Annotated in this window: 20 protein-coding genes; 9 read left to right on the forward strand and 11 right to left on the reverse strand. The window is 70.0% G+C overall.

Annotation, left to right across the window (positions count from 1 at the left end; genetic code table 11):
- Positions 1–20: 20 nt before the first annotated feature.
- Genes A5730_RS11935 through A5730_RS11945 form a run of 3 tightly spaced genes read left to right on the forward strand, consistent with a single transcriptional unit; the run spans position 21 to position 3,266 of the window.
- Positions 21–1,205, forward strand: coding sequence for an acyl-CoA dehydrogenase (locus A5730_RS11935; protein ID WP_067900121.1), 1,185 nt, complete (start codon positions 21–23; stop codon positions 1,203–1,205).
- 32 nt (positions 1,206–1,237) lie between these two features.
- A complete protein-coding gene (locus A5730_RS11940) occupies positions 1,238–1,849 on the forward strand; it encodes a hypothetical protein (protein ID WP_067900124.1) in 612 nt (203 codons plus the stop codon).
- 37 nt (positions 1,850–1,886) lie between these two features.
- Complete coding sequence (locus A5730_RS11945; RefSeq protein ID WP_067900254.1) at positions 1,887–3,266, forward strand: NAD(P)/FAD-dependent oxidoreductase; 1,380 nt, start codon at positions 1,887–1,889, stop codon at positions 3,264–3,266.
- Here A5730_RS11945 and A5730_RS11950 read toward each other — a convergent pair.
- The 6 genes from A5730_RS11950 to A5730_RS11975 all read right to left on the reverse strand — a co-directional run bounded on the left by A5730_RS11950 (position 3,263) and on the right by A5730_RS11975 (position 9,202).
- Positions 3,263–4,489 (reverse strand): O-succinylhomoserine sulfhydrylase, encoded by a 1,227-nt coding sequence (locus A5730_RS11950; RefSeq protein WP_067900129.1) that lies wholly within the window; start codon positions 4,487–4,489, stop codon positions 3,263–3,265. The two genes, A5730_RS11945 and A5730_RS11950, sit on opposite strands and share 4 nt — an antisense overlap.
- Complete coding sequence (locus tag A5730_RS11955) at positions 4,486–4,914, reverse strand: rhodanese-like domain-containing protein (protein ID WP_067900134.1); 429 nt, start codon at positions 4,912–4,914, stop codon at positions 4,486–4,488. The genes A5730_RS11950 and A5730_RS11955 overlap by 4 nt, the downstream gene beginning before the upstream one ends.
- 20 nt (positions 4,915–4,934) lie before the next feature.
- Positions 4,935–6,161, reverse strand: a complete 1,227-nt coding sequence (purT, locus tag A5730_RS11960; protein WP_231994676.1) for a formate-dependent phosphoribosylglycinamide formyltransferase — start codon at positions 6,159–6,161, stop codon at positions 4,935–4,937.
- 26 nt (positions 6,162–6,187) lie between these two features.
- Entirely contained in the window at positions 6,188–6,838 is a 651-nt protein-coding gene (locus A5730_RS11965; protein ID WP_067900137.1) for a PaaI family thioesterase, read from the reverse strand.
- Positions 6,835–8,133, reverse strand: coding sequence for an adenylosuccinate synthase (locus A5730_RS11970; RefSeq protein ID WP_067900140.1), 1,299 nt, complete (start codon positions 8,131–8,133; stop codon positions 6,835–6,837). Before A5730_RS11970 ends, A5730_RS11965 begins: the two co-directional genes overlap by 4 nt.
- Before the next feature lie 181 nt (positions 8,134–8,314).
- Entirely contained in the window at positions 8,315–9,202 is an 888-nt protein-coding gene (locus A5730_RS11975) for a histidine phosphatase family protein (RefSeq protein WP_067900259.1), read from the reverse strand.
- 197 nt (positions 9,203–9,399) lie between these two features.
- On the opposite strand from A5730_RS11975, the gene A5730_RS11980 reads away from it, so the two are divergent.
- The gene (locus A5730_RS11980; protein ID WP_067900262.1) at positions 9,400–10,026 is read left to right on the forward strand and encodes a peptidase M50; all 627 of its coding nucleotides are present in this window, start codon (positions 9,400–9,402) and stop codon (positions 10,024–10,026) included.
- 9 nt (positions 10,027–10,035) lie between these two features.
- On the opposite strand, the gene A5730_RS11985 is transcribed toward A5730_RS11980, so the two are convergent.
- Positions 10,036–10,281 (reverse strand): hypothetical protein, encoded by a 246-nt coding sequence (locus tag A5730_RS11985; protein ID WP_067900143.1) that lies wholly within the window; start codon positions 10,279–10,281, stop codon positions 10,036–10,038.
- 110 nt (positions 10,282–10,391) lie between these two features.
- On the opposite strand from A5730_RS11985, the gene A5730_RS11990 reads away from it, so the two are divergent.
- From A5730_RS11990 to A5730_RS12000, 3 genes are read left to right on the forward strand one after another with little or no spacing between them, the layout of a single operon-like run.
- Positions 10,392–10,883, forward strand: a complete 492-nt coding sequence (locus A5730_RS11990; RefSeq protein WP_197506236.1) for a DUF1772 domain-containing protein — start codon at positions 10,392–10,394, stop codon at positions 10,881–10,883.
- A gap of 53 nt (positions 10,884–10,936) precedes the next feature.
- On the forward strand, positions 10,937–11,710 hold the full coding sequence (locus A5730_RS11995) for a site-2 protease family protein (protein WP_067900146.1): 774 nt from the start codon (positions 10,937–10,939) through the stop codon (positions 11,708–11,710).
- Positions 11,711–11,750: 40 nt separating this feature from the next.
- Positions 11,751–12,647, forward strand: coding sequence for a cation diffusion facilitator family transporter (locus A5730_RS12000; protein ID WP_067900150.1), 897 nt, complete (start codon positions 11,751–11,753; stop codon positions 12,645–12,647).
- On the opposite strand, the gene A5730_RS12005 is transcribed toward A5730_RS12000, so the two are convergent.
- Positions 12,644–13,051 carry a DUF3151 domain-containing protein gene (locus A5730_RS12005; RefSeq protein WP_067900156.1) on the reverse strand — a complete coding sequence of 136 codons (408 nt, stop codon included), beginning with the start codon at positions 13,049–13,051 and terminating at the stop codon, positions 12,644–12,646. The genes A5730_RS12000 and A5730_RS12005 overlap by 4 nt on opposite strands.
- A gap of 124 nt (positions 13,052–13,175) precedes the next feature.
- Here A5730_RS12005 and A5730_RS12010 point away from each other — a divergent pair, with 124 nt between their 5' ends.
- Positions 13,176–13,997, forward strand: coding sequence for a hypothetical protein (locus tag A5730_RS12010; RefSeq protein WP_067900159.1), 822 nt, complete (start codon positions 13,176–13,178; stop codon positions 13,995–13,997).
- On the opposite strand, the gene fbaA is transcribed toward A5730_RS12010, so the two are convergent.
- Positions 13,994–15,028, reverse strand: a complete 1,035-nt coding sequence (gene fbaA / locus A5730_RS12015; RefSeq protein ID WP_067900163.1) for a class II fructose-bisphosphate aldolase — start codon at positions 15,026–15,028, stop codon at positions 13,994–13,996. The genes A5730_RS12010 and fbaA overlap by 4 nt on opposite strands.
- 58 nt (positions 15,029–15,086) lie before the next feature.
- Here fbaA and A5730_RS12020 point away from each other — a divergent pair, with 58 nt between their 5' ends.
- A complete protein-coding gene (locus A5730_RS12020) occupies positions 15,087–15,800 on the forward strand; it encodes a DedA family protein (RefSeq protein ID WP_067900166.1) in 714 nt (237 codons plus the stop codon).
- On the opposite strand, the gene A5730_RS12025 is transcribed toward A5730_RS12020, so the two are convergent.
- Both A5730_RS12025 and A5730_RS12030 read right to left on the reverse strand, forming a co-directional pair.
- On the reverse strand, positions 15,759–17,711 hold the full coding sequence (locus A5730_RS12025) for an acetoacetate--CoA ligase (RefSeq protein ID WP_067900170.1): 1,953 nt from the start codon (positions 17,709–17,711) through the stop codon (positions 15,759–15,761). The two genes, A5730_RS12020 and A5730_RS12025, sit on opposite strands and share 42 nt — an antisense overlap.
- The gene (locus A5730_RS12030) at positions 17,708–18,820 is read right to left on the reverse strand and encodes a glycoside hydrolase family 76 protein (protein ID WP_067900173.1); all 1,113 of its coding nucleotides are present in this window, start codon (positions 18,818–18,820) and stop codon (positions 17,708–17,710) included. The genes A5730_RS12025 and A5730_RS12030 overlap by 4 nt, the downstream gene beginning before the upstream one ends.
- Between the last annotated feature and the right edge of the window lie 3 nt (positions 18,821–18,823).

Here is an 18,823-nt window from a genome sequence, read left to right on the forward strand (position 1 = left end):
CTAGTGGCAGGCTGAAAGCCATGAGCACCAAAAAACCCCCCGCCTTCGACCGGTATGACCCCCTGGGCCTGGACGCCTCCCTGTCCAGTGACGAGCTCGCGGTGCGCGACACCGTCAGGGAGTTCTGCGCCGAACACGTGCTGCCCTATGTTGCGGAGTGGTTCGAGATCGGCGACCTGCCGGTGCGGGAACTGGCCAAGGGATTCGGCCAGCTCGGCCTCCTGGGCATGCACCTGGAGGGCTACGGGTGCGGCGGGGCCTCCTCGGTGCACTACGGCCTGGCCTGTACCGAGCTCGAGGCCGCCGACTCCGGCATTCGGTCGATGGTGTCGGTGCAGGGCTCGCTGGCGATGTTCGCGATCTGGAATTTCGGGTCGGAGGAGCAGAAGCAGGAGTGGTTGCCCGGCATGGCCACCGGCGAACTCCTGGGGTGCTTCGGTCTGACCGAACCCGACGTGGGGTCCGACCCGGCCGCGATGAAGACCCGCGCCCGCCGCGACGGTTCGGACTGGGTGCTCAACGGCCGCAAACTGTGGATCACCAACGGCTCGGTCGCCGACGTCGCAATCGTGTGGGCGGCCACCGACGACGGCGTCCGCGGCTTCATCGTCCCCACCAAGACGCCGGGCTTCTCGGCCAACACCATCCACCACAAGCTGTCGCTGCGCGCCTCGATCACCAGCGAGCTGGTGCTCGACGACGTGCGGGTACCCGAGTCCGCGATGCTGCCCGAGGCCAACGGGCTGCGGGGACCGCTGTCGTGCCTGTCCGAGGCGCGCTACGGGATCATCTGGGGTTCGATGGGCGCGGCGCGGTCGGCCTGGCAGGCCGCGCTCGACTACGCCACGCAGCGCACCCAATTCGGGCGCCCGATCGCCGGATTCCAGCTGACGCAGGCGAAACTCGTCGACATGGCGGTCGAGCTGCACAAGGGTCAGCTGCTGTCGCTGCACCTCGGCCGCCTCAAGGACGGCGTCGGTCTGCGGCCCGAGCAGGTCAGCTTCGGCAAGCTGAACAACACCCGGGAGGCCATCAAGATCTGCCGCACCGCGCGAACCATCCTGGGCGGCAACGGGATATCGCTCGAATACCCGGTGATCCGGCACATGGTCAACCTGGAGTCGGTGCTCACCTACGAGGGCACGCCCGAGATGCACCAGCTGGTGCTCGGCCAGGCCTTCACCGGCAGCGACGCCTTCCGCTGACATGACCCCCGCACACATGCTGGAATGAGGGCATGAGACTCACCGCGCTCCGCCGGGTGCTGGCCGCGCTTGCGCTGGGCGCCGTCGCCGGTGTCGCGCCGGCGGGCGCCGATCCCAGTTCCGCGCTGCCGGCGATGACGTCGAGCGGCAGCGGGCCGATCATCGGCGGTGGCAGCAATGCCGGGATCGCGCAGCAGCTGTTCAGCTTCGGCACCCCGAACGTGCAGGAGGTCGACGGCTCGGACGCGGCGCAGTTCATCACGGCCGCGGCCGCGAGCGCCAATTCCCAACTGGCCGCGCCCTTCTCGCTGATGCGCCGCGCGCTGGCGTGCCAGACCAACAACGCCGGATTCGGGGCGCGCGCCTATCGGCGCGCCGACGGGCAGTGGGGCGGCGCGATGGTGGTCGCGGCCAAGAGCGCGACGCCCAACGTCGACGCGCTGGCGGGCTGCGCGAAGACGAACTGGCGCCGCTCCACCGCGGGCGCGCAGAATTCGCTGTGCAACAGCGGATGGAGCACCCCCAACACCTTCGAAAGCCGCCGCGGCGAGACCTACTACGTCTTGCTCGCCGGCACGGCCGACGACTTTTGCACCGCGCTGAACGGCAAATTCAAGGACAACTCCAACGGGTGGCCGTTCTAGCGGCGGCGCGGCGGGGTCGTACGGTGAGGGGATGAGCATGTCGCGGCATCGCGTCGTCATCATCGGAAGCGGATTCGGGGGCCTGAACGCGGCCAGGGCGCTCAAACGGGCGGACGTGGACGTCACCCTGATCTCGAGAACGACGACCCACCTGTTCCAGCCGCTGCTCTACCAGGTGGCCACCGGCATCCTGTCCGAGGGCGACATCGCCCCGACCACCCGGCTGATCCTGCGCAAGCAGAAGAACGTCCGCGTGCTGTGGGGCGACGTCAGCGATATCGACCTGACGGCGAAGACCGTCACGTCGCACCTGATGGGCATGCAGACGGTGACCCCGTACGACAGCCTCATCGTGGCGGCCGGGGCGCAGCAGTCCTATTTCGGCAACGACGACTACGCCGCCTTCGCGCCCGGCATGAAGAGCGTCGACGACGCCCTCGAGCTGCGGGCGCGCATCCTCGGCGCGTTCGAGGCCGCCGAGGTCGCCACCGACCCGGCCGAGCGGCAGCGCCGCCTGACTTTCGTGGTGGTCGGCGCCGGGCCGACCGGGGTCGAGCTGGCCGGCGAGATCGTCCAGCTCGCCGAGCGCACGCTGGCGGGGGCGTTCCGGACCATCACGCCCAGCGAATGCCGGGTCATCCTGCTCGACGCGGCGCCCGCGGTTCTGCCACCGATGGGCGAAAAACTCGGCCTCAAGGCGCAACGGCGGCTGGAGAAGATGGACGTCGAGGTCCAGCTCAACGCGATGGTCACCGCGGTGGACTACATGGGCATCACGGTCAAGGACAAAGACGGCAGCGAGCGCCGCATCGAGTGCGCGTGCAAGGTGTGGGCGGCCGGCGTGCAGGCCAGCGGCCTGGGCAAGATGGTCGCCGAGCAGTCCGACGGGACCGAGACCGACCGCGCCGGACGCGTGATCGTCGAGCCCGATCTGAGCGTCAAGGGCCACCCCTACGTGTTCGTGGTCGGCGACCTGATGTCCGTGCCCGGCGTTCCGGGAATGGCCCAGGGTGCGATCCAAGGGGCGCACTATGTCACCAAGTTGATCAAGCAGGCGGTGAAGGGCACCGACGACCCGGCCAACCGCAAGCCGTTCAACTACTTCGACAAGGGCAGCATGGCCCTGATCTCGCGGTACAGCGCCGTCGCCAAGATCGGCAAACTGGAATTCGGCGGCTTCATCGCCTGGCTGGCGTGGCTGCTGCTGCACCTGTTGTACCTGGTCGGGTTCCGCAACCGCGTCGCCGCCATGTTCTCCTGGGGGATCTCCTTCCTGGGCCGCACCCGCGGCCAGATGGCCATCACCAGCCAGATGATGTACGCCCGGCCGGTGGTGGACTGGGTCGAGCGGCAGGCGCAGGAGGGGACGCTGGCGGCGGCCGAACGCATCGAGGCGGCCGAGAAGCAGGCCGGCTAGCTCAGGGCCTGGTCGATATCGGCGATCAGGTCGTCGGTGCCCTCCAGGCCCACGGAAATCCGGACCACACCGTCGCCGAGCCCGATCGCGGCGCGGCCCTCCGGCCCCATCGCCCGGTGCGTCGTCGTGGCCGGATGCGTGACAAGGGATTTCGCGTCGCCCAGGTTGTTGGAGATGTCGATCAGCCGCAGCTTGTCCAGCACCTCGAAGGCCCGCTGCTTAGCCTTGGCGCCGGGGCAGTCAAGCTCGAAGGTGATCACGGTTCCGCCCCCGGACATCTGGCGCTTGGCCAGGTCGTATTGCGGGTGCGACGGCAGATACGGGTAGCGGACCCAGCTCACCGCCGGATGGGTCTGAAGGAATTCCGCGATGCGCTGCGCCGATGAGTTGCTGTACTCGACCCGAACAGCAAGCGTCTCAAGGCCTTTCACCAGAACCCAGGCGTTGAACGCGCTCATCGCCGGGCCGGTGTGCCGCATCAGCTTCTGCACCGGGCCGTCGATGTACTCCTTGTCGCCGAGGATGGCGCCGCCCAGCACCCGGCCCTGGCCGTCGATGTGCTTGGTGCCCGAGTACACCACCACGTCCACGCCGAGCGGGATGCCCTGCTGCAGCAACGGTGTGGCAAACACGTTGTCCAACACCACTTTTGCGCCTGCGGCGTGCGCGAGCTCGACCACCGCGGCGATATCGACCAACGACTGCATCGGGTTGGACGGTGTCTCGAAGAACACCGCGGCGGTGGGCTTCGACAGCGCCTCCTCCCACTGCGCCAGGTCGTCGCCGTCGACGAAGACGGTCTCGATGCCCCAGCGCGGCAGGATCTCGTTGCACACCACGAAGCACGACCCGAACAGGCTGCGCGCCGCGACCAGCCGGTCGCCGGCGGCCAGCAGCGCCCCCAGCGACGTGAACACCGCCGCCATGCCGCTCGCGGTGGCGAACGCCGCGGGCGCACCCTCGATCAGGCGCAGCCGCTCCTCGAACATCGTCACGGTGGGGTTGCCGTAGCGGGAGTACACGAAGTGGTCCACCTCGCCGGTGAACGACTGCTCCGCGACGGCGGCCGACGGGTAGACGTAGCCGGACGTCAGGAACATCGCCTCGGCGGTCTCTTCGAAGCCGGAGCGCAGCAGGCCACCGCGCACGCCGATGGTGGCCTGGCTGACGCCGTCGGGCAGGGCCTTGGGCGCGCGCACAGACTCCCCCGACGGGTCGGTCATAGCGGCTTCCAGGGCAATCCGACGGCGCGCCAACCCGATTCACCACGAAGCCCCTGGCTGTTCGGGTGGCCTTCGAACCCGTCCAGCACGTTGTATGCCGGGGTGATGCCGGCGCGGGTGGCGGCCTCGGCGGCGCCGATGGAGCGGTTGCCCGAGCGACACAGGAAGACCACCGGCCGCTCGGCCTCGGCGCCCGGCGGGACGTGGTCGCGCAGTTCGTCGGCGAAGTTCGCGTTGTGCCTGCCGTCGGAGGTGTTCCACTCAATGAACACCGCCTCGCGGCCCAGGCTGGACAGGTCGGGCACGCCGACGAGCCGCCATTCGGTGTCGGTGCGCACGTCGACCAGCACGGCGTTCGGGTTGTCGCTGAGCAGTTCCCAGGCCTGCTCTGGCGTGATGTCTCCGGCGTAGCGCTCTGTGCTCATGACCTCGGATGGTAGCGAGGTTATAACCGCGCCTCTCGCGTGACCGAGCTGTGTGGGCCCTGATGCCGTACCGCCAGCCGGTCCGCGACCTCGCGCGCGCGGTCGCGCGCGGCCGTCACGTCCGGCGCCGTCGCCAGCGCCTGGAATCCCCGCCCGGCCAGGCGAAGGTCGCTTTCCGGCACGCCGGCCAGCGCCCCGGCCAGCGCGGCGGGCGGCGCGTCGGCCCGCTCCACCCGGTGCGCCGCGCCCGGCGAAATCATGATGGTGTCAACCGGCAGCCCCAGGACGGTGCGGGCCTGCAGTTCGAACGCCGACAGCCGCTGGCTGGGCACCGTCGCCCAGGCGCTGTCGGTGGGGCGGGGCGTGACGTCGACGAAGTACACCTCGTCCCCGTTGATCATCAGCTCGACGGCGAAGACGCCCCGCCCGCCGAGCGCCTTGACGATCCGCGCGGCGATCGACTTGGCCGCGTCCACGGCCGCCGGGCTCATCCGCTGCGGTTGCCAGGACTCGCGCGCGTCGGTGCCCTCGCCGTGGCCGATGGGCGAGCAGAAGTCGATCACCGGCCCGTGCGGCCCGTCGCTGCGCACGGCCAGCAGGGTGACGTAGAACTCGACCTCCACCACGGTCTCGGCCAGCACCCGGTGCTGCTCCCCGCGGCCCCCCGTCGCGCGCTGCCAGGCCGCCGCGATGTCGTCGGGTCCGGACGCCACCGACCGTCCGCGCCCGTCGGCCGTCAGCACCGGCTGCACCAGCAGCGGGTAGCCGGCGTGCGCGCCCACCGCCTCGAGCTCGGCGGCCGAGCCGACGAACCAGAACGGCGCGGTGGGCAGCCCCAACTCGTCGGCGGCCAGCCGGCGCAGGCCCTCGCGGTCGGCGGTGAGCCGCACGGCGCGGGCGCCGGGCACCAGCTGCGCGCCCTCGACGGCCTCGAGGGCCTGGGTCGCGATCGCGTCGGTGGTGGTGACCACGAAATCCGGCTGCAGCCCCCGGATCGCCTGCGTCAGCTGGTCGGCGTCGGTCAGGGGAACCACCAGCGACTGCTCTGCCACCGCGTGCGCCGGGGCGCCGACGCGCTCGTCGACGGCGATCACCCGCGCGCCGAGGCGGCCCAGGGCGATCGCCAGTTCGCGGGCGAGCTCACCGGAACCCAACAACGCCACGCGCGGCCGGACGTCGGCGTCGCCCGCCGGCGGTTGCGGCGGGACGGTGAGCGCGGTCGTCTTGTCGTCTGGTCCTTCGGTCACCCGCTCAAGGATAGGTGCGCCGGGCGTCAGGGCTGGCCGGGAAGCAGCCGCACCATCAGCCCGTTGCCCTCGGCCAGCACGGTCGCGTCGCCGTCGACGAGTTCGGCGGCCACGAACGCCTTGCGTCCCTCGGTGCTGGTGACGCGGCCGCGTATCGACAACGGCGTGTCGATCGGGGTGACCTTGCGGTAGTCGACGTGCAGGAAGGCCGTCCGGCTGATCGGGCGCCCCGCGGCGTGCGAGACCATGCCAAACACGTGGTCGAACAGCAGCGGCAGCACCCCGCCGTGGACGGCGTGATTCCCGCCGACGTGGAATCGGCTGAAGTAACCGGTCATCTCGACGCCGTCCGGCGCGTACCTGGTCAGCGTCCAGGGCGGCAGCAGCAGGCTGCCCATGCCGGGCAGGTCGGGCGTCCGCCCGGCCGGGGCCTTGCCCTCGTCGGCCTGAAACGGGCCCAGCAGCGCCACCAGCGCCGCCGCCCGGTCGGCGGCTTGGTCCCAAACCTCATCGCCGGGGTCGGCGGACACGGCGAGGTCCTGCAATTGGCGCATGGCCGCGACGAACCGGCCGAACCCCGGGCCCGGGCTGGCCGGGCCATATTCGGGGAAGCCGCCGTGGTGGTCGTATTCGGGGTCGAGTTCTTTCGGGTCGGGCTCGGCCGCCGGCTGGGTCACGGGCGGGCCGCCAGCACGTCGCGGCGCACGATCGTCTGTTCCCGTCCCGGCCCGACGCCGATGCACGAAATATGCGCTCCGGCAAGGTCTTCCAGCCGCAGCACGTAGTCACGCGCCTTGGCGGGGAGGTCGTCGAACTCCCGCGCGTCGGAGATGTCCTCCCACCAGCCGGGCAACTCCTCGTAGACCGGTTCGGCGCGCGCGAGGTCGCTCTGCGTCATCGGCATGTCGTTGGTGCGCTCGCCGTCGATGCGGTAGCCGACGCAGATCGGCACGGTTTCCAGGCTGGAGAGCACGTCGAGCTTGGTCAGGAAGAAGTCGGTGATGCCGTTGACCCGGGTGGCGTAGCGGGCGATGACGGCGTCGAACCAGCCACAGCGGCGGCGCCGACCGGTGGTGACACCGAACTCGCCGCCGGTCTTGGAGAGGTATTCGCCGTTGGCGTCGAACAGCTCGGTGGGGAACGGCCCCGAGCCCACCCGGGTGGTGTAGGCCTTCAGGATGCCCAGCACGGTGGTGATGCGGGTGGGGCCGATGCCGGACCCGACGGCCGCGCCGCCCGCGGTCGGATTCGACGACGTGACATAGGGATACGTGCCGTGGTCGACGTCGAGCAGGGTGCCCTGGGAGCCCTCCAGCAAGACGGTTTCGCCGGTCTCCAGCGCCGCGTTCAGCAGCCGCCGGGTGTCGCGGATGCGGTGGCGGAACCCCTCCGCCTGCGCGAGCAGCGAGTCGACGACCTGGTGCGGGTCCAGCGCCTTGCGGTTGTAGATCTTCACCAGGATCTGGTTTTTCAGCTCCAGCGCCGCCTCGATCTTGTGGGTCAGCTGCTCGGGGTCGAGCACGTCGGCGACGCGGATCCCCTGCCGGGCGATCTTGTCCTGGTAGCAGGGCCCGATGCCGCGCCCGGTGGTGCCGATCTTCTTGTTGCCCATGTAGCGCTCGGTGACCTTGTCGATGGCCACGTGGTAGGGCAACAGCAGGTGCGCGTCCGCGGAGATCAGCAGCTTGGTGGTGTCCACGCCCCGGTCTTCGAGGCCCTTGAGCTCGTCGAGCAGCACCCCGGGGTCGACCACGACGCCGTTGCCGATGACGTTGGTGACGCCGGGGGTCAACACCCCGGACGGGATGAGGTGCAGCGCGAAGTTCTCCCCGGTGGGCAGGACGACGGTGTGTCCGGCGTTGTTGCCGCCCTGGTAGCGCACCACCCACTGCACGCGCCCGCCTAGCAGGTCGGTGGCTTTACCTTTGCCCTCGTCGCCCCACTGGGCGCCGATGAGGACGATTGCCGGCATGACTTGCTCCCGCCTGCTTACTGTGGCTCTACTGGCAAGGCGCCGTTCACCACCCGAAACCGTGCGCGTGGCCGGACGCGTCTTTGCTTGGCGCGTTCACGTGGCGATCCTAAACGTCGGGCGGCAACGGACCTGTGCCAAGGCCCGGTTGGTCCCGGCTCGTGTCGCGAACGGCCCCGGCTCACGGCGTCGCGGCCGGTTTGGCCGCGCACACACCGCCCCGGGCCGGTGCGTCCAACATCAGGCACAGGGGATTCGCGTCACGAGCGGGCCTCTTGGCCGCCCAACCGGGCCACACGGGTTTCCCGTTCCAACTGACCAGCCTCCAGCCGTCGTGCGGATTGCCCTGGATCTCGACGATGCCGGTGTTCGGCAGCGGATCGAAGAGCAAGAGCAGCGGATCGGGATTCTTGACGGTCATCATCGTCCCGACGCCGATGGTGAACTCACTGGAGAACGCCACCTCGGTGATCTTGCCGCCCGTGGACCGAACCGGGTTGGCCATGGCATTGGCGTACATCGTCTGCAGAGTGTCGGTGAAGCCGCCCGCGTTGCCGTACATCGTTTGCAGCGCGCCGTTGAAGCGGTTGGCGAATTCGAACCCGTTGGCGTCGGTGGAGCCCGGGGCCAGCATCGGCACGATGCGCAGCCCCAGCAGCCACGCGACGGGGCCCAGCAGGTACACCAACCCGGCGAGGCTGAACTGGGGTTGGCCGTTGAAAGCGCCGGCGTCGATCTCGTTGAGCCCGGGCAATGCCTGCACGTTCATGCCCAGCATGGCGGCCAGTGGCGCCGCGGTCTGCTGCGTCCTGATCAACTGTGACGCGAAGATCCCGGCCACCGGGCCCTGCGCGGCGATCACGGTGGCGATGTCCCTCGCCTGTTGCTGGCCGAGCGCGGTGAGCGCCGTTCCGGGCACCGCCGTGTCGATCACGCGGGCCGCGTTGGACTCCGACTGGCCGTGCCGCACCAAGTCGATCACGATCGATTCGTCGGCCCAGGCGGTCGCCGGCCCGACGCACAGCAGCACAGCCGAAAGCGCAACGGCGCCAAGGGCGAGTCGGCGAATGGCAGTTCTCCGTTCTCTTGGCCACCCATTCGTTGACCCCGTGGCAGGAGTAAAGTATCCGGTTGACATCAGGCGATGACGCAACAACTTTCGCAGTCCGGAATCATGTTGTGACTGTGTCGTGATGACGAGATCGTCCGCCGCTCAGCCGGTCTGGCCGTCCTGTGGTCGAGAGGCATTGGAAGACAAAGGCATTGGTGAGGCAAGAGGATCGCGCCGTCGCGGTGTTGTTGTTCGGTGATCGGCGGGTGCCGGGGCCGCTGACCGGCCTGCCGATACACACGGCCGATCTCGACGCCGCGATCGGCGCCTATCGGCGGCTGGTGGTGCTCGGCGCCGACGCCGACCTGGCCGCGGTGCTGACCCGGCTGCTGCGCGCCGGCCGGCTCGACATCGAGGTGGCCTACGCGCCGCGCCGGCGCACCCGCGCGACGCGGATCTACCGCCTGCCCGCCGGACGGCGGGCGGCGCGGCGTGCGCTGCGGGGCTCGGCGCGGCGGGTGCCGCTGGTGCGCGACGAGACCGGGTCGGCGATCGTCGGGCGGGCGTCCTGGCTGCCCGCGGAGGGGCGGCTGCTCCGCGGCGAGGCCGTCGTCGACGACGCGGTGCTGTTCGACGGCGACGCGGCCGCCGTCGACATCGAGCCGACGGTTGCCGTGCCGGGCCTGCGGGCGCGCGTCGGTCGGCGCCGCTGGGTAGCCGGCCGCGCGGTCCAGCTGGGCAGCACCGGCGTCACCGTGGTGCGCGACGGCGTGTCCGCGGCGCGACCCGCGCGCCGCTCGACCTTCTACCGCAACGTCGAGGGCTGGCTGGCGGTCCGGTAGGTCGCCGGGCTAGGCGCCGCCGCCCTGCTGCTTGGACGCCAGGTGCTTGACCATCTGGCACAGGTTGACGACGGCGGCGCTCAGCTTGTGGATGGTGGCGTCCCGGTCCGCCACGCACGTCTGCCAGTCGCCGAACTCGTCGGGGGCTCTCTGGTTGTCCGCGTTGAGGTGGATTTTCTGCTCGATTTGGTCGCACAGGTCCGCCAGGGTCAGTTGCCCTGGCGCATCGACGTCGGAGAACCATTTTTCACTCATGCCTAATCGGTACCCTGCCGCGCCCGGAATTCACAGGGGGCCGGGTCGTCACATTTCGCGGCCGCGAAGCGTCGATATTCTCGAGAACTCCACGCATGAAGGGGACGCCATTGGCAGCGAACGGGCTCGGGGGCCGGTCGAACGTCGTCATCCGGCTGCTGGATCTGGCCCAGCTGGGGCAAGCGCAGTGGTTGTTCGGCAACATCTACGAAGCGGTCGTCAAGATCCCGGAGCGGCTGGCCGCCGAGGCGAGGCCGCCATCGGTGTTGGCGCCGGGCAGCCCGGTGCGCTATTACGCTGCCGCCGCGCCGATCACCGTGGCGGCCACGGCCGCGGCCGTGCGCCAGGGCTGGGAAATCGACGAGGCCAGGCGCTGGTTGGCGGCGACGGCGGGGTGCTCGCTCACCGGATTGGCAGTCACCGGTTACCTGATCCGGACGGTGAACCTCAAGGTGATGTTCGCGCCCGCACCACCGGACCAACGGGACGCCCTCATCCGGACGTGGCACCGGCTCAACCTGGCGCGGATCGGCGTGGCGGGTGGTGCACTGTTCGCGGCGAATCGCGCGAGTCGGGTGATCGCGCGGCGAGGAGCGAGTTAGCCCGCCCGACCGCGAATTTCGGACTCCGGCCGGCGGTCCGATAGTTTCGACCGGTGATCCCGCCCGCCCGGCATGAATCGGTGCGACCCAGCCCCATCTTCCTGGCCCTGGTGGCCGTGACGGCGATCGGCGGCGTGCTCGCCTGGCTGGCCGGTTCCACCGTGCGGCCGCTGGCGTATGCCGGGGTGTTCACCTTCGTGATCGCGGGCTGGCTGGTGTCGCTGTGCCTGCACGAATTCGGTCACGCGGTGACCGCCTGGCGGTTCGGCGACCACGACGCCGCGGTGCGCGGGTACCTGACGCTGGATCCGCGGCGGTACAGCCATCCGGCGCTTTCGCTGCTGCTGCCGATGGTGATCATCGTGCTGGGCGGGATCGGCCTGCCGGGCGCCGCGGTGTACGTGCGGACCTGGTTCATGACGCCGAAGCGTCGCACGCTGGTCAGCCTCGCGGGCCCGACGGCGAACCTGGTGTTGGCGGTGCTGCTGCTGGCGCTGACGCGGCTGTTCTACGAGCCCGACCACGCGGTGCTGTGGGCGGGCGCGGCGTTCCTGGGATTTCTGCAGCTGACGGCGGTGGTGCTGAACCTGCTGCCGATTCCGGGCCTGGACGGCTACGACGCGCTGGAACCGCACCTGAGTCCCGAGACGCAGCGGGCCGTGGCCCCCGCCAAGCAGTGGGGCTTCTTCATCCTGCTGCTGTTGCTGTGGCCGGCCAGCGCCTGGTTTTTCGGGGTGGTGCTGTGGCTGTTCGATTTCTCCGGGGTGCCCGGCTGGCTGGTGTCCGCGGGCAACGTGCTGACCCGATTCTGGAGCCGCTGGCTCTGACCCTTGCCATATATGCGTAGATCCGCATATATTGCTGGCCATGGGCGCCGGCCACAACCACACCCCCGCCGAGACCGACGCGTCTCGGCTGATTCCCCGCATGATCATCGCCGCCTCGATCCTGGCGGCGTTCTTCGTCGTGGAGTTGACCACCTCGCTGCTGATCAACTCCATCGCGCTGCTGGCCGACGCGGGCCACATGCTGACCGACGTGGTCGCCGTCTTCATGGGGCTGGCCGCGGTGACGCTGGCCCGCCGGGGCAGCGCGTCACCGTCGCGCACGTACGGGTGGCACCGGGCCGAGGTTTTCACCGCGGTGGCCAACGCCGGGCTGCTGCTCGGGGTGTCCCTGTTCATCCTGTGGGAGGCGATCCAGCGGCTGCGGGAAACCCCGACGATCCCGGGCGTGCCGATGATCGTGGTCGCGCTGGCCGGGCTGCTCGCCAACCTGGTGGTCGCGCTGCTGCTGCGGTCCCACTCGGCGCAGAGCCTGGCCGTCAAGGGCGCCTACATGGAGGTGGTCGCCGACAGTGTCGGCAGCCTGGGCGTGCTGATCGCCGGGGTCGTCACCGTGACCACGCGCTGGCCGTACGCCGACGTGGTGGTCGCGGTGCTGGTCGCGCTCTGGGTGCTGCCGCGGGCGATCTCGCTGGCCCGCGACGCGTTGCGGATCCTGTCCGAGGCGTCACCGACCCACATCGACGTGGAGGAGCTGCGCTCGGCGCTGGGCGCCGTCGACGGCGTGACCGAGGTGCACGACCTGCACGTCTGGACGCTCTCGCCGGGCAAGGACATGTGCACCGCGCACCTGCGCAGCTCCGGCGACTCCGCCCGGGTGCTGCAGGAGGCCCGCTCCGTGCTGTCGGCCCGCGGGCTGGAGCACGCCACCGTCCAGATCGAATCGCCGGGCGACGCGGGGTGCTCGGAAAGCTTCTAGAGCCCCAGCGCCGGCCGCGCGGCCGGGTCGCAATCGTCGAGCAGATCCAGGCAGCGCAGGAACTCGTCGGTTTCGCCGATCGTGTCGGCGGCGCGCGCCAGGGCCGCCACACACCGCAGGAACCCGCGGTTGGCCTCGTGCGAATAAGGCACCGGCCCGAAACCCTTCCAGCCGTTTCGCCGGAGCTGGTCCAGGCCGCGGTGGTAGCCGGTGCGGGCGTACGCGTAGGCCGTGATGGCCTGGTCGTCGGCCAGCGCCTGCTCGGCCAGCGCGGCCCACGCCACCGACGCCGAGGGGTGCGCCGCGGCGACGATCCCGGGCTTCTCGCCGGCGAGCAGCTCGGCCTCGGCGTCGGGATCGCCCGGCAGCAGGGTCGGGTCGGGTCCGAGAAGGTCTCGCGTCATGGCTCCCATTCTCCCAGCCGCGCCGTTTTGCCGGGACGCCGGACCTCAACCATCGCCCCATCGAGGGGGGCGGGTCGCTAAGCTCTCCAACTACCCCACCCGATAGCGGAGGACAGCAGCACTCATGCCCCATCCACCCGAGCCCGATCGCGGCGGCACGCCGAACCCGTCCGGGCGCGAATGGGCCGCAAGCGAAGACGCCACCGAGGGCGTCCCGCTGGTGCCGAGCGACGCCGAGACCGAGACCGTGGTGATCAAGCCCGAGCCCGGCGGTGCCCCGGCGGACGCCGGCGAGGACTCGGACGCCCAGCGTGAACGCCGCTTCACCGCGCCCGGTTTCGACGCGAAAGAGACCGCGGTTATCGCCACCACCCCGGAGCCCGCCACCGAGGTCTTCGCCTCACCGCCGGAGGGCATCCCCGCCCAGCCCGAAGCGACCTCGAAAGCCGCTGTGCCGCAATCGATTCCGCCCCGGCTCGGGGGAAAGCTGCGGACCTCCCGGCAGGTCAACTGGGGCTGGGTGCTGGCGCTGGTGGTGATCGTGCTGGCGCTGGCCGCGATCGCGATCCTGGGCACGGTGCTGCTCACCCGCGGCAAGCACACCAAGGTGTCGCAGGAAGACCAGGTGCGCACCACCATCCAAAGCTTCGACACCGCGATCCAAAAGGGCGACCTGACGACGCTGCGCACCATCACCTGCGGCACCACCCGCGACGGGTACGCGGACTACGACGAACGCTCGTGGGACGAGACCTACCGGCGGGTGTCGGCGGCCAGGCAGTATCCGGTGATCGCCAGCATCGACCAGGTGGTGGTCAACGGCCAGCACGCCGAGGCCAACGTCACCACGTTCATGGCCTACGACCCGCAGGTGCGTTCCACCCGCAGCCTGGACCTGCAGTACCGCGACGACCAGTGGAAGATCTGCCAGTCCCCCAGCGGCTAGGCGCCTAGCGACTTGCCGGCGCAGTGCAGGTCCTCGCAGGCCTCAACCACGCGCTCGCTCATCGACGCCTCGCCCTTCTTCAGGTAGCTGCGCGGGTCGTAGACCTTCTTGGCGCCCACCTCGCCGTCCACCTTCAGCACGCCGTCGTAGTTGGCGAACATGTGGCCGGCGATCGGGCGGGTGAACGCGTACTGGGTGTCGGTGTCGACGTTCATCTTCACCACGCCATAGCGCAGCGATTCCTCGATCTCGGACTTCAGCGAACCCGACCCGCCGTGGAAGACGAAGTCGAACGGCTTCGCGTCGTCGGGCAGCCCCAGCTTGGCCGCGGCCACCCGCTGGCCCTGAGCCAGGATGTCGGGGCGCAGCTTGACGTTGCCCGGCTTGTAGACGCCGTGCACGTTGCCGAACGTCGCGGCCAGCAGGTACTTGCCGTGCTCGCCGTGGCCCAGCGCGTCGATGGTCTTCTCGAAGTCCTCCGGCGTCGTATACAGCTTGTCGTTGATCTCGTGGGCGACGCCGTCCTCTTCCCCGCCCACGACACCGATCTCGATCTCCAGGACGATCTTGGCGGCCGCGGCCGCCTTGAGCAGTTCCTGCGCGATCACCAAGTTTTCGGCGATCGGCACGGCGGAGCCGTCCCACATGTGGGACTGGAACAGGGGATCGCCGCCGGCGCTCACCCGCTCCGCGGAGATCGCTAGCAGCGGTCGGACGTAGCTGTCCAGCTTGTCCTTGGGGCAGTGGTCGGTGTGCAGCGCGACGTTGACCGGGTACCGGTCGGCGATCACCCGGGTGAACTCGGCGAGCGCGACCGCGCCGGTCACCATGTCCTTGACCCCCAGGCCCGACGCGAACTCCGCGCCGCCGGTGGAGAACTGGATGATGCCGTCGCTGCCGGCGTCGGCGAAACCCTTGATGGCGGCGTTGACCGTCTCCGAGGAGGTGCAGTTGATGGCGGGGAAGGCGTACGCGTTCTGTTTGGCGCGGCCCAGCATCTCGGCGTACACCTCGGGCGTGGCGATGGGCATGGACTCCTCCTGGCGGCTGGGCCCATCCAGTATCGCAACAACGGTATGTTGAAGCATCGTGAGCACCACCGTGACGGCCCTGCCCCACATCTTCGACCCGATGTACTGGTTGGGCGCCGACGGCGTTTTCGGCTCCGCGGTGCTGCCCGGCATCCTGATCATCGTCTTCATCGAGACCGGCCTGCTGTTTCCGCTGCTGCCCGGCGAATCGCTGTTGTTCACCGGCGGGCTGCTGGCCGCAGGTGCGAACCCACCGGCCAGCATCTGGGTGCTGGCCCCGGCCGTCGCCCTGGTGGCGATCCTGGGCGATCAGACCGGGTACTTCATCGGCCGGCGGATCGGCCCCGCGCTGTTCAAGAAGGAAGACTCCCGCTTCTTCAAGAAGCACTACGTGACCGAGTCGCACGCGTTCTTCGAGAAATACGGGCCGTGGGCGATCATCCTGGCCCGGTTCGCGCCGTTCGTGCGGACGTTCGTGCCGCCGGTGGCCGGGGTGTCATACATGCGCTACCCGGTGTTCCTGGGCTTCGACATCGTCGGCGGCATCCTGTGGGGCGGCGGCGTCACGCTGGCCGGCTACTTCTTGGGCAACGTGCCGTTCGTGCACCACAACCTGCAGAAGATCCTGCTGGTGATCCTGGTGGTCTCCCTGACGCCGGCGTGCATCGCGGCCTGGCGCAGCTACCGGGGCCGCCGGCGCGCGGCGGCCGAGCCTGGCGACGGGCCGGACTCAGGACACCCGACTTCTGCGGTACGCAACGAAAGCGTCTAGCAGCTCGGGGCGGTCGATCGAACTCTGCTGCACCGCCTCGCCGGGTGCGGCGCCCAGCAGGATCCGCTTGATCGGGATCTCCAGCCGCTTGCCGGTCAGCGTGCGCGGTATCCCCGGAACCGCCAGGATGTCGTCGGGCACGTGGCGCGGCGAGGCGTGCTGACGGATGGCCGCCACGATCCGCGCGCGCAGCGCCTCGTCCAGCTCGGCGTCGTCCGCCAGGGTCACGAACAGCGGCATCCAGTAGCCGCCATCGTCCTGCTCGACCCCGACCACCAGGCAGTCGCCCACCTCGGGCATGCCCTCCACCGCGGTGTAGATCTCGGCGCTGCCCATCCGCACGCCCATCCGGTTCAGCGTGGCGTCCGAACGACCATGCACCACAACGGATTCCCGATCGGTGATGGTGATCCAGTCACCGTGACACCACACCCCCGGATATTTCTCGAAGTAGGCGGCGCGGTAGCGACTGCCGTCGTCGTCGTTCCAGAAGAACACCGGCATCGAGGGCATGGGCTCGGTGATCACCAGTTCGCCCTCCTCCCCGACGACCGGCTGGTTGGGTCCGGCCCAGGATTCGATGGCCGCGCCCAGGCAGATGCAGGACAGCTCGCCGGCCACCACCGGCAAGATCGCGCAGCCGCCGATGAAGGCGGTGCAGACGTCGGTGCCCCCGCTCATCGAGATCACCGGCACCGATCGGCCGAGTCCCTCTTGGACCCAACGGAATCCGGACGCCGGCAGCGGTGAACCGGTGGAACCCACGGCGCGCAGCCCCTCCAGGGCATACGTCGACCCGGGCCTCAATTCCTTTTTGGCGCAGGCCAACAGGTAGCCCGCCCCGGCGCCGAGCACGTTGACTCGCGCCTCGGCGGCGACCCGCCACAACCCGTCGGTGCTCAAATGCGTTGGGCTGCCGTCGTATAGGACGATGGTGGTGTCCACCAGCAGGCCGGACAGCAACAGGTTCCACATCATCCAGCTGGTCGACGAGTACCACAGGAACCGCTCGCCGGCGCGCAAATCCAGTTGCAGGCCAAGGTATTTCAGGTGCTCGATCACCGTGCCGCCGTGCCCGTGCACGATGCCCTTCGGCTTACCGGTGGTGCCCGAGGAGAACATCACCCACAGCGGGTGGGCGAACGGGACCGGTGTGATCTCCAGCGGGGCATCCGCTGCGACCGCCGTCGCCCATCCGACGGTGTCGCCCTCGGCCGCGAGCCCGAGCCGGGGCACCACCACGGTGGCCCGCAGGCTGGGCATCGCGCGCCGGATCGTGTCCAGCTCGGCGCGCCGGTCGATGCGCTTGCCGTCGTACACCGATCCGTCGGTGGCCACCAGCACGGCCGGCCCCACCTGGCCGAGCCGGGCGATCACGCCGTCGACCGCCACGTCCTGGTTGCACACCGCCCAGATGGCGCCGACGCTGGCGGCGGCCAGGGCGGCGACGACGGCCTCGCCGACGTTGGGCAGGTACCCGACGACGGCGTCCCCGGGCCGCACCCCCAGGCCGCGCAGGTACGCCGCGAAGGCGCCGGTCTCCCGGCGCAGCCGCGCCCACGACCACTCGCACGCGCCGTCCTCGCCGACGACGATCATGGCGGGGCGCTCGTCGGTGGCGTGCCGGAAGATCTCGGTGGCGTAGTTGAGCGTGGCGCCGGGGAACCACTGGGCGCCGGGCATGGAACGCTCCCCCAGGACCGCGGTGGGGGGGCTGTCCGCCTGGATGTCGAAGAACTTCCAGAGGGCGTCCCAGAACCACTCGATGTCCTCGACGGACTTGCGCCGCAACGTGTGGTAGTCGTCGAAGTGGCCGCGGCCGGTCTCGGCGAGCCACGCCATGAAGCGGGTGAGGTTGGCGTCGGCAAGCGTTGCCTCGTCGGGGGTCCAGTCGCCGGTCAGCTTGCTCATGTCTCGCTCACGGCGGTGACGTTACAGGCGGCCTCCATCAGCATCCACCCGGATAGCTGCACGGACAGGTCCCGTTCGGCCACCTCGGAACTGTTCACCGCGCCCGCGACGAATTGCGCCTGGCCGCCCTCCGCGCCGGGCACCTGGGCGTCGCGATCCCAGAACGGGCCGAACAGCGGCAGCCCGTCCACCGTTTGCCGGTAGTCCCACGCCGACTTCGCGCTCGCCAGCACGATGCGGCGGGCCGTGTCGCGGGCCGCGGCGTCGTCGGCCGAATCGCCGGGCAGGGCGGTCGCGACCAGGGCGAGGTATCGCGCGGTGATGCCGGAGAACAGGCCGCCGTCCCCGCCGCCGGCGCCGGCCAGCACGCCGGTCGGGGCCATGTGCTCGGCGACCGCCGCGACCAGCCGGTGCACCCGCGGCGCGTGCCGGTCGTCATGGGTGCGGGCCGCGAGTTCCGTTTCCAGGCCGAGCACCACGCCCTGGCAGTAGGAGTACTGCGCGCGGACCAGGGACCCGGCCTTGATGCCGTCGAAGACCAGGTGCGTCTCCGGGTCGATCAGGGTCTCGTCGATCCAGTCCGCCATCTGCTGGGCGCGCCGCATCCGATCGCCGTAGCCCGCCAGGAAGATGCCCGCCGGTCCGTTGGCCGGGGCGTTGAAAAACTGGTCCTGCTTGCGCCACGGGATGCCGCCGCCGTCCTCGGGCACCCACGCCTCGAGGAATTGATCCGCCAGCTTCGGCAGCGCGCGATGCCGCTCGACGCCGGCTATCCGCGCGGCGCGTTCCAGCGCCAGCGCCAGCCAGGCCATGTCGTCGTAATAGCTGTTGGTCCAGCGAAAGTTGTTGCGCAGCCGGTGCGAGCGGACCTGCCGGTTGATCCTGGTGTGCCGGTCGGGCTGCGGGTCGCGCAGCTGCGCGTCGACCAGGCAGTCCAGCAGATGCGCCTGCCACCAGTAGTGCCAGGTGCCGAACATCCGGTCCCGCCGCGTCGACGGCCACGCCACCACGCCCAGCTGCGTTCCGGGCAACCCCCACAGGCGTTTGAGGTGCCGTTGCGTGACGGCGGCTTCGGAGCTGGCCGCGCGGTTGACCCACAGCTGATCCATACC

Source organism: Mycobacterium sp. ACS4054 (assembly GCF_001667275.1).
In the GTDB taxonomy this organism is placed as follows: Bacteria; Actinomycetota; Actinomycetes; order Mycobacteriales; family Mycobacteriaceae; genus Mycobacterium.